Source organism: Mesobacillus campisalis, from assembly GCF_000986785.1.
Taxonomy (GTDB): Bacteria; Bacillota; Bacilli; order Bacillales; family Cytobacillaceae; genus Mesobacillus_B; species Mesobacillus_B campisalis.
In genome coordinates, this window is the sequence record NZ_LAYY01000007.1 from 72,115 (window position 1) to 85,071 (window position 12,957).

The following is a 12,957-nucleotide window of genomic DNA, read 5'->3' on the forward strand; positions in this document are numbered from 1 at the left end:
AAGGCGTTCTTTTTGTATTTTATTCCAGTTTCCTTCATTCCTTTCTGAAGGCAAAAAAACCCCTTAAAATTCATAAAAATATTGCTTGATTGGCAGCGGAGTTGGCAGTATGATTAGATGGATTTTTAGAGTTGAAATTATTTGGAAACAGAAAGAAGAGAACTGAATGCAAAGTCGCTCTGACAGGAACGAGTGGAACGAGAAAAACAGCAAGATGAATGGAATTGCCTCTACCATTGTTCTATCCATGACCAATAACTATTTTGCCCTATTTGCCATAAGTGTGCTTGGTGCGACAAATTACCAGGTCGGCTTGATAAGCTCGCTCCCACAAATAGTTGGGATGGCCGCCATGGTCCTAGGCACAATCATAATGGGCAGACTGGAGGAAAAGAAAAAGTTTACTAGTTACTCCATCTTCATAACCAGATTGTTTTTAATAGGAATGTTTTTTGTTATGTATCTGCCTTTGGAGTATAGAGCGTGGGTTTTCGTTCTTCTTGTTGGTTTAATGAATCTGCCAGGCTCTATATCCAATCTTAGCTGGCAGTCTTTCATTGGTGATTTAATTCCCGACAGCCGCAGGAGTGGATTCTTCAGTGAAAGAAACAGGGTTCTGACGATTGCCGGCATGGCCATAACACTCGCAATTGGCATTGTGCTTCAATTATTTGATAAGAACAGCCCATTGCCGTTCCAGGTTCTGTTTGTTTTAGCGTTTGGTTTTGGCATGATTGAAATTTTCTATTTGAACCGGCATATTGAAGTGAAAAAAACAACAGTCGAGAAGAAAAAAATCAACTTTGGCTGGGATGCATACCAGCATAAGCCTTTCATATATTTCCTGGTTTGCGGACTATTTTTTAACTTTGGCTGGCAAATGGCCTGGCCTCTGTTCAATATCTACAATATTAACGAGGCACATGCAACTGGGTTTTGGATTAGCCTGTTTACGGTAGGGAATCAGCTTGGGCAGATCCTTTCCTTCAGATGGTGGGGGAGGATGGCCGAGAAGTACAGCAACGCAAAAATGCTTGCTTTCTGCGCAGTCGGTATGGGAGCGGCTCCTACACTGAATATCCTTTCTACCAACCTGGTTTACTTGACGCTCGTGAACCTTTTCAGCGGCATTTTTGTGGCCGGAACAGTGCTCCTTTTGTTTAATCAGCTGCTTGAAGTAAGCAAGGAGGAGAACCGCGGCAGCTATATTTCCCAATATAACATTCTACTAGCCATCATAGGCTTTGCTGCACCCCAGGCGGGGGTCTATCTGCTTGAGCTGACGAGCATGGATTTTGCCATGAATACAGCCAGCGTTATAAGGGCAGCAAGCGGCGCTGTTTTTTTGTGGTTCTATTATCATATGAAAAAAAGCAGTTTTCATAATAAGGTTTTATCCTATGAAAAGTGACAGAAGGGACGTTATATAGACTCCCATAAAAGCATAGCGGCCTTCCTCAAAACACCTCCGATTTGGAGGTGTTTTTATTTTCCGCAAATTTCTGCCTATTTCTTACAAAATAAAGGAAAAAAGAAAGAGTTGTCGAAATTATTTAAATAGTATGGGTTGATTAAATGGATAGGGCAGCTTCATTTGATTTTTATTTATCATTTAAACAGAGACAATCCCACTTTGTGCGTGCATAGACTTAAACATGTGACGGCAGGAAGGGGATGGGAATGATGATTAACTGGGGAGTCAGGTTTAAGAATCGATCATGGGTACTGGCGGTCCTATCACAAGTGATGCTGGTTATCCAGGTTATTTTTCAAGCTCTAAATGCTCTAGGGCTCACAGAATTTCAGCTTTCACAGCAAATACAAGGAGAGATACTCGCCCTAACTAATGGGGCTTTCATTATTATGTCAATGCTTGGTCTCATCCAGGACCCAACGACCAGGGGAATCAAGGATAGTGTAAGAGCCTGCAAGTACAGAAAGCCAAACTGATTTTTTATTCATATTAAGGATTCTGGTTTCATAGTAAGGGAAAGAGGAATATAGATGTAAAAAGGGGATGTCAATATGATAAAATGGATACTTTTGGCAATTGCTCCGATTATTCTGCTGTTATTGGTTGAGGAATTAAGCCAATGGTTCTGGAGAAGGTATATAAATGATTCGGAGGAGAAAAAAAGAGGGAGGCTGCACAGTCTGTTAAAATTGGCTATGGAAAAAATAAGAGGCTGGGCTGCGAACGCTAAATTCAAAATGGACTTTAGGAAAAACGAGAAAGATCATTCTCATTAAGGGAGGGTCTTTTTCTATTTGTTTTGGGGCAATTCTTTATGCCCCTGGAAGGAAAGCCCAATAACCGAAAGAAGGTGATGGGCTTGTCTTTTATCCCGGATTAAAGAACTTTTACATAAAAGGTACGGTGACGCGGCCCATCGAACTCGCAAAAATAGATTCCTTGCCAGGTACCCAATAGCAATTGGCCTTCTGTGATGATTACATGCTGTGAACTTCCAACCGTGCTGGCTTTCATATGGGCAGCAGTGTTTCCCTCCATATGCCTGTCCTGGCTGTGATTCCAGGGATATACTTCATCAAAGCGGCGGATCATGTCCATTTTTACGTCTGGGTCTGCATTTTCATTGATGGTGATTCCTGCGGTTGTATGGGGACAATAGATGACAACCGAGCCTTCCTTTATGCCTTTCTCCTCAATAAAGCCCTCTACCTGTTGTGTGACGTCAATCATTTCATCTCTGGTGCCCGTTTTTAAGGTGAATTTTTTTAGCATATGTACACTCCTTTAGCATTTTCACTATTAAAATATTATCACAAGACATTCCAACAAACCAAAAAGCGTAATGAAGCAAGGATGGCCATCCAGCCATCCTTTTTGTAATAAATAGGTCATTTTTCCTGATAGTTGAATTGCTCCTCAATCTTGCCCTCGTCATCATGGACTATGGCCATTGAATGGGAGTCCTCTGCAAGGCGCTTGGCTTCTTTAACCGCTTCCGACTTGGAGCCCGTTGAATACTCTGGTTCGTCCTTTCCCTCGGCCTTTACCGCCCAGCCTTCTTCATCATGGGGAACTACATGGTACCAGGCTTCCTTTGTACCCGCACGGTCTTTGAAATATTGTTTTTGTTCATCGTTATATTGTCTATCCTGTGCCATTTTATTGCCTCCCTTTGAAATTTTATTAATTCTTACCCGCTTGAGTAAAAGAAAAACATGTCATAATGACTGTAAGTCTGGAAAGGAAGCAAAATGGAAAAAATGACAACATGTACGCCTTGCCACCATATACTAATAGCAGAAGGTACATTTGTTGCAGAAGTATGTTGGAAGTCTAAACCCAAATAATGTGGTGATAAAAAAGTGAACAGGGATACTGGAGCTACCTATCTATTTAGGAATCTGCAGGAACAGGCAATGACATTTGAACAGGTGTTTGGACGGATTCTGAAATTTATGATTCGGAACCCAACGGGAAATTATCGGCTTATGGTTGGCACTGATTCACAAGTCCACTGCGACCGGACCGTTTTTATAACGGGAATTGTCATTCAGAATGCGGGAAAAGGTGCATGGGCGTGTATCAGGGAATCAATTATTCCAAGAAAAATGCTCCATTTGCATGAACGGATCAGCTATGAAACATCCCTAACGGAAGAAATTGTTTATTTGTTCAGCGAAGAACATAAAAACAGGATGATTGATATTGTCCTGCCGCATATCTATAAAGGGGCAACTTTCACGATGGAAGGTCATCTTGATATCGGAGCCGGCAAGCGCAACAAAACACGTGAATTCGTCAAAGAAATGGTTTCACGGCTGGAGTCGATAGGGGTAGAACCAAAAATTAAACCTGAGGCATTTGTGGCTTCAAGCTATGCCAACCGGTATACCAAATAACAACTGAAAAGCCGGCCTGATTGGACACGAAAAAAACAGGTCGATTTTCGTTATATAAAATGGTTACAAAAAAGCACATCGGGCTGATGTGCTTTTTATAGTCCAAGAAAGGAGCTAATGAAGTTTTTCTTTTTTAATTTCCGAAAGAAGCTTTTTCCTTCCGAGGAAGCCGCGACTAAGGCTTCCGCTTCAGGAACTTCTGCCAGTTTTTCCTCCAGCATTTCAATCCGCTCCGTTAGGGTTTGGATACAATCATGGAGCTCTTCAATTTCCCTGCGGTGCTGCAGCAACTGGTAGGAAACAATTTCGTCTGCTTTGCGTTCCATTTTCCTTTCCAGTTCCGAAACTTTGGCTGCCAAACCTTCATGGTCAGGATGATTGTCTCTTTTTACGACAGCCCTTCGATTCTCTTTTGTTGCAGCAGCAATATCCTGAAGCAGGACTCCATTGTTCACTTGTTCCTGAATCTTCCTTAATACCAGAATGCTGTCCTCGGAAAAAACATAATGGCCCAGTTCATTGCGATCCATTTTCAGATTAGCTTGCTTTACCCATCGCTGAATGGTGCTTTGGGAAACGCCCAGCAATTTTGCGACTGCATTTGTATTCATTCCAATCTCCTCCCCATTGAGTAAATTCGCCGCACAGGATGAGAATCCTTTGTTAGCGACAAAACAAGTTTCCGTTCGTCAAGGTTATCGCTAATCATGCAGAATTCATGATTGTTGTCGAAAGGAGTCAAGCTAGGTACGTTTATAAAAAAGGGATAAAGGAAATCAGAAGAAGGAGGGTGTTCAATATTTGTAATGATGGATAGAAAGGATTAAACTTTTACTATCAATGAATTGAGGTGGTTTCTAGTGAGTATGCAAAGAAAAATCATTGAGGATCTGAATGTTAGGCCTGAAATTGATGTTAAACAGGAGATTAAAGAACGCGTGCAATTTTTAAAAGACTATTTAAAAACGTCAGGTGCAAAAGGGTTTGTACTTGGAATCAGCGGGGGACAGGATTCCACCCTTGCAGGGCGTTTGGCGCAGCTGGCTGTCGAGCAAGCAAAAAACGAGGGTTACGAGTCCAGCTTCTATGCCATCCGTCTGCCGTACGGTGTGCAGCATGACGAGGACGATGCGCAGGCTGCCTTGGATTTCATTAAAGCAGACAAAGAATTCACTTTTAACGTAAAAGAGGCGGTAGACGCTGCACAATCAGAGTATGACAAGGCAACGGGAGAACACCTAAGCGACTTCCAGAAGGGCAATATTAAAGCCAGGATGAGAATGATTGCCCAGTATGCCTTTGCAGGGGAAAAAGGTCTTCTTGTCATAGGGACGGATCATGCTGCTGAAGCGGTCACCGGATTTTTCACCAAATATGGGGACGGGGGAGCAGATATCCTTCCGCTGACAGGTTTAAATAAACGTCAGGGAAAGGCATTGTTAAAGGAGCTAGGTGCTGAGGAAAAGCTTTATCTCAAGGTTCCCACTGCCGACCTGCTTGATGAAAAGCCTGGACAGTCAGATGAAACGGAGCTGGGTATTTCCTACGATGAGCTTGACGATTACCTGGAGGGAAAAGAAGTATCCCCCGAGGCGGTCGAAAAGATAGAAAAACGCTACCTTGTAAGTGAGCACAAGCGCCAAATGCCGGCAACAAAATTTGACCAGTGGTGGAAATAAAAGAGAAGGCAGCTGTTGACAGCTGCCTTCTCTTATCATGGTTTTCTGGCGGTTTCCCATTCTTCCCTGAGAATCCCAAGCTTAACTGTATCATAATATCTGCCGCGATAAAGCCGGCTTTTACGAATCCGGCCCTCAATCATCATCCCTAAATTTTGTCCTGCCGTAATCATTCTTTCATTCCCCGACCATGTAGTCAATCCGATGCGCGGAATTGGAAACAGTTTAAAAAGATGGTTCATCCAGGTGTTCATTGCGTCTTCCCGGTATCCGCCATCCTGGAACTCGTGACGGTAAATGCCCAGGCCGATTTCAAGAGAGTTGGAGGATTCATGTTCCCAATCATAGAAAATCAGACCTATGATTTCGCATTTCACCTTGATTATGAAATGCTGGTCTAGGCCCTGTTTCATTAAATTGACCATCTGTCCCCGGAACTTTTTAAAATCCATGGGCTGCAGAGGGAAAGGTGCATCCCATTTCACCCACTCAGGATGTTCTTCCGCATAGATGATCTCCCACAGTTCAGGAAGGTCTTCTTCCGTCATCTTTACCAGCTGCACGTTGCTCCCTTCCAAAGGTCCAATAATTTGCATGCCGTGCACCTCCACTTTAATAATTGAGGTTCCATTTGCTATTCCTTTACCTGTCCTATTCTCCCTTTCCAAGCTAAAATCCTTCCATAAAGAAAACTAACTATTAGGATTCAACAGTGTTGATTCGTATATTTCCATTCTCTATTCTCATAATAAACGTAAGGAGGGATACCTATGGCAAAACGAACGAAAAAAAATGATGCAGACCAAAAAAACAAGCAAGGTTTTGATTCAAGCAAAACTGATTCCGAGTTTGGCAAGGAATTTGGAAGTGCTGCGGCCAACAGGGCTCATAAAGAAAAACAAAAAGAGCAGAATTCTTTGAAGAACCAGGGAAAGTGGAAAGGGATGCACTAATCCTTATTAACGGCAAAACAACCTTTATCCGCGGGGATAAAGGTTGTTTTAATTTTTCAGCAAAATACATCATCCTGATTGCTCCAGTTATTTAGTACAGACGGCAATGCCAAGCGGATATTTTTGATCCGGGCGTGGCGGCTCTATTAACACTCCTATTTGCCGGTAGAACTTAACCTCTGAATATTGAGGGAACAAATCGTGAAACTCCTCTACAGTCAGTTGATGAACATGGAAAGGCTGTCCGCATGGCTTTCCCCTTCCTTGGCCAAAGGGAGTTGATAATATCAATGTTCCCCCAGGATTCAGCATTGCGTAAAGGTTTGCAAGCAATTGCTGTTCATCTGCAACATGTTCATATGTCTCAAAAGTAACGATTACATCAAAGGTGCCTAATTTTTGTGGCAGAAGAGGGTCGGCGGCATCTTCGCAGTGAAACCGGACTTTTTGGTGGTTATACCGCTTGTTGGCATACAGGATGGTTTCCGGGTCGCTGTCTACAGCAACCAATTCGCTGATTCGTTTCTTTGTCAATTTCGCAAGCATATGGGAGCCATAACCCGAACCGCAAGCAATATCGAGGGCTCTTCCGTGCATATAATAGGAACTGAACTGATACCGTGCCAGATGTTCAAGCAACAGGCTGTTAGCAGGCTTCATCAGGTCGGGTATAACGCGCTCTCCAGTATATTTCATCAAATTGGTCATCTCCTGTTGGCCATGTTATATCATGGGGTTCTTTTGAGTATATCAAATTGGCAGGATTAGGAGTAGTCCTTGCGGCAATAGGCGATGGAAAATCGGCCTCCTTAAAGGGGCCGATTTATGAAAGGAGAGCAGGGGCTTGCCGAGTATAAAAACGCCTCTAATCCTTTGGCTCCTTGCTGCTTTTCATTCCAAAATAGGCATCCATTACCTTTCGTCCTATTTTAAGATTTGCTTTATGGTCATTCTTGCCTTGGTAAGCCCATGGTACAAGGACGGCCATGGCCACTTTTGGATTATTGGATGGAGCATAGGCAACAAGGCTCAAGTTCAGTACTTCTGGAGGTATCTTGCCGTAGCTGCTGCGCAACGGACCATCATAGAAAGCTTCAGCTGTTCCGGTTTTTCCTGCAGGCAAATATGGCGCGTTCCCGAAAAAGCGGGTGCCTGTACCGCCGGATTCTGTCAGCGCTTTCCTGAAGCCGAGCTTTACTCTGTCTAGCCAATCCTGTTTTACATCTACGGAATTAAGGACCCCGGGCTGAAAGGAAAAATAAACAGGGCCAAGCTCTTCACCAGCCTTCTTTGGTTCATGGATTTCGCGGACGACCTGAGGCTGCATCCGATAGCCGCCGTTGGCGATGGCTGAAACGTACTGTGCCAGCTGCATGGTGGAATAGGTATCATATTGGCCAATCACAAGGTCCAGAGCATATCCTGGCAGCCTGCTTTGACCCTTGAAGCCAGACTGTTCATTGGGAAGGTCGATACCCGTTCTTACCCCAAGACCAAATGATGCAAAAGAATTGCGGATCAAATCAAATGTATCGTGCTGTAGGCTCAGGGGCTGTTCGTATTGATAACGGCCTTTTCCTATTTTAATGGCAGTATGGAACATATACACGTTTGATGATTTCTTCAAGGCATCAACTTCATTGAGGACACCAAGGTAATCATACGAAGCCTTCAGGGGGGTGGCCCGGATTTTTATTCCTTTGTCATCGAAAAAAGTGTTGGGAGCAATAGCTCCAGTTTTGAAACCGGTAAGGATTGTCGCACCCTTCACAGCAGACCCTACATTATAAGTGGTGGTAATAGTGCCAAGAGCATCATCGGACATTTCGTTAAGCCCAGTCTTGCTGTTTTTGACGATTCGTTTGCCAGCCATGCTTAGCACTTCACCTGTAAATGGGTCCATCAGCACTACATACGCCCGGTCCAACAGATGTGTTCCAGGGCTCCGCTTTGCTGCCCATAATTCTTCTTCAATGATTTGTTCCACTTTTTGCTGCAATTCCATGTCGATACTAAGAAGCAGGTCCTTTCCACGCTGACCTGGCGATATCCGCTTGGTATCAATCAGGTTGCCGGCACTGTCTGTAACATGGATGACTTTTTCCTTCTTGCCGTGGAGGACATTTTCATACTGCTTTTCAAGATAGCTTTTGCCCACCCTGTCGTTTCTGCTGTAGCCGAGGGAAAGGTATTCATCAATTTCTTCAGCAGGGAGGCCTTCTTTTGAAGAACTTACTGCGCCCAGTACAGTCCTTAGTGTAGGTCCAAAGTGGTAAGAGCGGTCCCAGTCTATGGTTGCATTGACTCCAGGGAGGTTTTGCAGGTTTTCGCTGACAATAGCAAACTCCTCAGGCGAAACATTCTCATTTTTAACGATTTGCGGAGAAAATTTATAGCCGCTGTTCAATATACGGAAAATGGCAAGGACCTCAAGTTCCTGATTAGTAAGCTTGGTGAGCATATCCTCGCCAATCCGCTCAAGCTTTAATGTATACAGTTCCTTATCTGTAAGCTTTTTTTGTTTAAACAATTTTTGTTCTTCCGCTGTGATCAGCTCATCGCTTTCTTCCGGGTTCTTTAGGATCCAGAAATCCTTCCTGTCCCTGTCCCGGACATTCGCTGTGTCCTGGTGAATTAGTTTCGCCAGGTTTTCAGCGACCTGAAGCATCTCATTCTGGCTGGCGCCTTCATTGGTATAAGTTATGGCCCGCTTTGCCTCATTGTCGACAATCACCTGCAAGTTCCGGTCGAGCATGCGCCCTCTTGGCACAGGATTATTGATGGTCACATCCTCTTTACGGTTAATTTCCCGCTGATAATTTTCCCCATGTACAATTTGGACTATTCCCAGGCGCAGCACCAGCAGGGAAAAAAGCAGGAAAATGAGAAAAAACATGATATTGACACGAATTGAAACAGGAGATTTCTTTTTATTAGCCATTCGCCAACCACCTTTTTATGGTCACTCGCAAAAAAACAAACAATACCATTATTTTACTGTAAAGAGTAAAATTTTGTAAAGGGATCCTTCAGGGGAAGACAGAAGAAGGTAGCTGGAAGAGATTCACACAAATAATATTAAAAATACTTGGGTATATTATGTTGTCAAACTCATACGATATTGATATATTAGTATAGAAAATTATATATCACCTTATCATTCCGATGGGGTAGAGGCGCAGGGTTTATTAGTAGGCTGTTGTGAGGATGACAACGTTGACCGCAGCTAAAAGGAAACATTGCCGAAGCAATCAGGAAAGGTCAAAAGCCGGATTGTTGGGGTTACCTTGAATAAGGGTAACACTGTCATTATGAGGGAAACCTTCATAATGAGGAGCTACAGATCGTGATGGAGAAACCTAGTTGCTTATCGAGAGCAGCGATAGATTTTTCTCTATCGCTGCTCTTTTATGTTTAGACTCAAAAGAGCGCTTTAGTTTAACCTGGTTTTTCTCTTTTCATGGCGAGTTCCCCCCTCAAAACTTAGGAGGAGAACATAGGAATGGAAAATACAATTTATTCTGTGCTGCCGCCGCTTCTGGCAATTTTGATGGTTATACTGACACGGCGGGTACTGCTTTCACTCGGTGTCGGAATCATCGCTGCAGCTTTATTTCTGGCAAGTTTCAGCATTGGTGAGACTGCCTCTATCATCTGGGATGCGGCAAGCGCGATTATCGTTTCAGATGGTGCCATTAACACTTCAAGTGTGTATATTATTTTATTTTTGCTTATATTAGGAATCATCACAGCCTTTATTTCGATTTCCGGAGGAAGCCGCGCTTTCGGTGAATGGGCAATGAAAAGGGTAAAAACCCGAGTGGGTGCACAGCTTGTTGGTGCTTTCCTCGGCATTGTCATTTTTATTGACGATTATTTTAACGCACTAGCAGTTGGACAGGTCACACGTCCAATAACAGACAGGCAAAAGGTATCAAGAGCTAAGCTTGCCTATATTATAGACTCGACTTCTGCACCGATATGTGTAGTTTCCCCGATTTCAAGCTGGGGAGCCTACATCATTGTGGTAATCGGAGGGATTCTTGCTTCCCATGGAGTAACGGATATTGGGGCGTTCTCAGCTTTTATGCAGATGGTCCCAATGAACTTTTATGTTTGGGCCTGCGTTGGTATGGTGTTCATTGTTGCGCTTAAAAACTATGAAATCGGTCCAATGAAGACCCATGAATTACGTGCGGTGAATGAAGGGCATGTTTTTGATCCTGCGAAGCCAGTTCCGGGTGAATTAAAAGAGGATCTTCCTGTCAGCTCAACCGGTAAAATTGGGGATCTTGTCTGGCCGATCCTTGCTCTCTTTGCCGGTACCATTGGCGCAATGTTTTGGACAGGCTACCAGGCAGTTGAAGGCGAAGCGACAATCTTAGCTGTTTTTGAGAATACTGATGTTACAAAGTCGCTGATACTGGGAGGACTGTTTGGGCTGGTCGTTACCATGATCATGTTCTTCCGCCAAGCCTTTGTTCTGCGCGGTGTGAGTGCGAATGTGTTCGGCAAGGGGCTTATCGCCGGAATGAAATCCATGCTTCCTGCCATCTATATCCTAGTATTTGCCTGGACAATCGGGGACCTGATTGGTAGACTTGAGACTGGAACTTATTTGGCAGGAGTTGTTGAGAGCTCCAATATCAATTCTTCTTTTCTGCCGGTGATTTTGTTTGTGATTGCTGGAATCATGGCTTTTTCAACAGGAACTTCCTGGGGATCATTTGGAATTCTTCTGCCAATTGCAGGTGAGATGGCGGCTGCCTCGGATATTAGCCTAATACTACCAGCAATGGCCGCGGTTCTGGCTGGAGCCGTTTTCGGGGACCATTGCTCGCCGATTTCCGATACAACGATTCTATCTTCCACTGGAGCTGGTTCCAATCACATGGACCATGTAATGACCCAGCTTCCATATGCACTAATCAGTGCGGCAATCGCAATTGTCGGATACCTGATTGTCGGGTTTACTGGCAGCACAGCAGCAGCTCTTGGCGCTGTCATCATCCTGCTTGCCGCTATTGTCTTCTTTTCAGGCAGGAATCCTCGTGGTTCAGAAACATTAAATGGAAATATTGTACGCTAAAGCTAAAGAACAACCAGGCTCTATAATTGGAGCCTGGTTGTTCTTTTTAATTATCGGTAATCTCGTTTGCCGGGGTTTCCAGCGGAAGCTGGCTGCTAGCGCTTGGTACGTGACGAGGTTCGACATTAACCGATTCCGAGGAGAAAATGGTAACGCCCATGACGCCTCCATGAACTTTAGCGCGTATCAGAACCGGCTGGTTGTACGAGTTTTTAAAGGTGAAATCAGGGCCGTACCAGCTGACTGTCGCATCCCGGCCAGGTGGAACATACGGCACCCGCTTACTGTGTGAGTATCTCTCCATTATTTTCAATCCTGAGCGGTCTACCGCATTGAAAAGGGTGGAGGATACCTGGCAAATGCCGCCGCCAATTCCTTCGGATAACTCTCCCCTGACAATGATTGGTGCGGGAAGATATCCTTTTTTCTTTGTTCGGTTGCCTACAGTCCGATTAAAGGAAAAGGTTTCTCCAGGAAAGACAACGTGATTGTCGATTGCCTCTGCAGCCAATCTGATATTTTGGGACCTTTCCTTATTCTGGCTATTAAAGTAGGTAGTATAATGGCCAATTATTTTCCCCCGTATATTTGCCAGCAGCTCGCTGTCAACCCGGGGATAAATTTCCCTTATGGGAACATCGACCACTCGAGGGCCGGAACGGTAAAAAGCCCGTTCGAAAGATCCCTTGAATTTTTCCTTGTTTAATTCAAGCCCTGCCTTTTCAGGAATGATGGATCCATTGTTATTAAGCCTGGCATCCTGTGGAGGGGTTTGTACCTGGAGCTGCAGTTGCCTGGCTAGTTCCTCCAGTTTTTCCTGATTGACCAGAGGGAGACCTGGGATGGGATGTACGAATTCCGAGCGGTTAACCGTAAGCAAGGGCTCCTCATTATGACGAATGGTAAGACGCTCCGGAGCATTAACTTGCTGTACCAATAAAATCAGTCCAAAAATCCATGTTATCTTCAAGAAATTCACCTCTCGCTTAGTATGGTTAAGGTGAATTTTTTCATGTGGGAAAAATGGTTAAAGCTTAGGGTAATTGCAATCTGAAAACCAGCCCTTCAGCCTTTATGGCAAGGCAATCAGAGCTGGTTTTTTTAATTAATTTTTTTTGGTAATATGCAATCCCATCTGGTCGAGTGCGTATGCAACTCCCTGCTGAAACTGTGAAAAGCACGGAATATCAATGACCGGTATGATGGGTGAAGATATTTCTTTAATAAGGTCAGAAAGGACCTTTGTTCGCTTTGCAATATTTACTTCTAATTCCCGCAGTGCTTCCTCAGCCTGTTCCTTAATTTAGGCAATTCATAAACAGAATATAAAAAGGTAAAAATAGTGTGAAATATGGTTTGGAAA

The 12,957-nt window shown here is 44.0% G+C and carries 14 protein-coding genes and 1 riboswitch; of the genes, 7 read left to right on the forward strand and 7 right to left on the reverse strand.

The genetic code is table 11. The features are described from left to right. Positions 1 to 166: 166 nt before the first annotated feature. The 3 genes from WQ57_RS07860 (at position 167) to WQ57_RS07870 (ending at position 2,250) form a co-directional block, all read left to right on the forward strand. Positions 167 to 1,411: an MFS transporter gene (locus tag WQ57_RS07860; RefSeq protein ID WP_046523203.1), complete on the forward strand. Its 1,245-nt coding sequence runs from the start codon at positions 167 to 169 to the stop codon at positions 1,409 to 1,411. A gap of 269 nt (positions 1,412 to 1,680) precedes the next feature. Beyond that, a complete protein-coding gene (locus tag WQ57_RS07865; protein WP_241481501.1) occupies positions 1,681 to 1,950 on the forward strand; it encodes a phage holin in 270 nt (89 codons plus the stop codon). Between the two features lie 75 nt (positions 1,951 to 2,025). Next, positions 2,026 to 2,250 carry a hypothetical protein gene (locus tag WQ57_RS07870; RefSeq protein ID WP_046523205.1) on the forward strand — a complete coding sequence of 75 codons (225 nt, stop codon included), beginning with the start codon at positions 2,026 to 2,028 and terminating at the stop codon, positions 2,248 to 2,250. A gap of 100 nt (positions 2,251 to 2,350) precedes the next feature. Here the strand turns inward: WQ57_RS07870 and WQ57_RS07875 are convergent, their stop codons facing one another. Then, positions 2,351 to 2,746, reverse strand: coding sequence for a secondary thiamine-phosphate synthase enzyme YjbQ (locus WQ57_RS07875; RefSeq protein WP_046523206.1), 396 nt, complete (start codon positions 2,744 to 2,746; stop codon positions 2,351 to 2,353). 116 nt (positions 2,747 to 2,862) lie between these two features. Next, a complete protein-coding gene (locus WQ57_RS07880) occupies positions 2,863 to 3,132 on the reverse strand; it encodes a DUF2188 domain-containing protein (protein WP_046523207.1) in 270 nt (89 codons plus the stop codon). Between the two features lie 258 nt (positions 3,133 to 3,390). On the opposite strand from WQ57_RS07880, the gene WQ57_RS07885 reads away from it, so the two are divergent. Beyond that, positions 3,391 to 3,873: a ribonuclease H-like YkuK family protein gene (locus tag WQ57_RS07885; protein WP_046523349.1), complete on the forward strand. Its 483-nt coding sequence runs from the start codon at positions 3,391 to 3,393 to the stop codon at positions 3,871 to 3,873. 95 nt (positions 3,874 to 3,968) lie between these two features. Here WQ57_RS07885 and WQ57_RS07890 read toward each other — a convergent pair whose 3' ends face one another. Then, positions 3,969 to 4,484, reverse strand: a complete 516-nt coding sequence (locus WQ57_RS07890) for a MerR family transcriptional regulator (protein WP_046523208.1) — start codon at positions 4,482 to 4,484, stop codon at positions 3,969 to 3,971. A 249-nt stretch (positions 4,485 to 4,733) separates the two neighbouring features. Between WQ57_RS07890 and nadE the strand changes: the two genes are divergently transcribed. Next, entirely contained in the window at positions 4,734 to 5,552 is an 819-nt protein-coding gene (gene nadE, locus WQ57_RS07895) for an ammonia-dependent NAD(+) synthetase (protein ID WP_046523209.1), read from the forward strand. A 35-nt stretch (positions 5,553 to 5,587) separates the two neighbouring features. On the opposite strand, the gene WQ57_RS07900 is transcribed toward nadE, so the two are convergent. After that, the gene (locus tag WQ57_RS07900; RefSeq protein WP_046523210.1) at positions 5,588 to 6,148 is read right to left on the reverse strand and encodes a GNAT family N-acetyltransferase; all 561 of its coding nucleotides are present in this window, start codon (positions 6,146 to 6,148) and stop codon (positions 5,588 to 5,590) included. A gap of 174 nt (positions 6,149 to 6,322) precedes the next feature. Between WQ57_RS07900 and WQ57_RS07905 the strand changes: the two genes are divergently transcribed. Next, on the forward strand, positions 6,323 to 6,505 hold the full coding sequence (locus WQ57_RS07905; protein ID WP_046523211.1) for a hypothetical protein: 183 nt from the start codon (positions 6,323 to 6,325) through the stop codon (positions 6,503 to 6,505). Between the two features lie 87 nt (positions 6,506 to 6,592). Here the strand turns inward: WQ57_RS07905 and WQ57_RS07910 are convergent, their stop codons facing one another. Together WQ57_RS07910 and WQ57_RS07915 are read right to left on the reverse strand one after the other, a co-directional pair. Then, complete coding sequence (locus WQ57_RS07910) at positions 6,593 to 7,204, reverse strand: class I SAM-dependent methyltransferase (RefSeq protein WP_046523212.1); 612 nt, start codon at positions 7,202 to 7,204, stop codon at positions 6,593 to 6,595. Between the two features lie 166 nt (positions 7,205 to 7,370). Continuing rightward, positions 7,371 to 9,446 (reverse strand): peptidoglycan D,D-transpeptidase FtsI family protein, encoded by a 2,076-nt coding sequence (locus WQ57_RS07915; RefSeq protein WP_046523213.1) that lies wholly within the window; start codon positions 9,444 to 9,446, stop codon positions 7,371 to 7,373. Between the two features lie 222 nt (positions 9,447 to 9,668). After that, a riboswitch (Lysine riboswitch) is annotated at positions 9,669 to 9,853 on the forward strand. A 154-nt stretch (positions 9,854 to 10,007) separates the two neighbouring features. Here WQ57_RS07915 and WQ57_RS07920 point away from each other — a divergent pair. Next, a complete protein-coding gene (locus tag WQ57_RS07920) occupies positions 10,008 to 11,594 on the forward strand; it encodes a Na+/H+ antiporter NhaC family protein (RefSeq protein WP_046523214.1) in 1,587 nt (528 codons plus the stop codon). A gap of 46 nt (positions 11,595 to 11,640) precedes the next feature. On the opposite strand, the gene WQ57_RS07925 is transcribed toward WQ57_RS07920, so the two are convergent. After that, positions 11,641 to 12,564: a VanW family protein gene (locus WQ57_RS07925; protein WP_046523215.1), complete on the reverse strand. Its 924-nt coding sequence runs from the start codon at positions 12,562 to 12,564 to the stop codon at positions 11,641 to 11,643. Between the last annotated feature and the right edge of the window lie 393 nt (positions 12,565 to 12,957).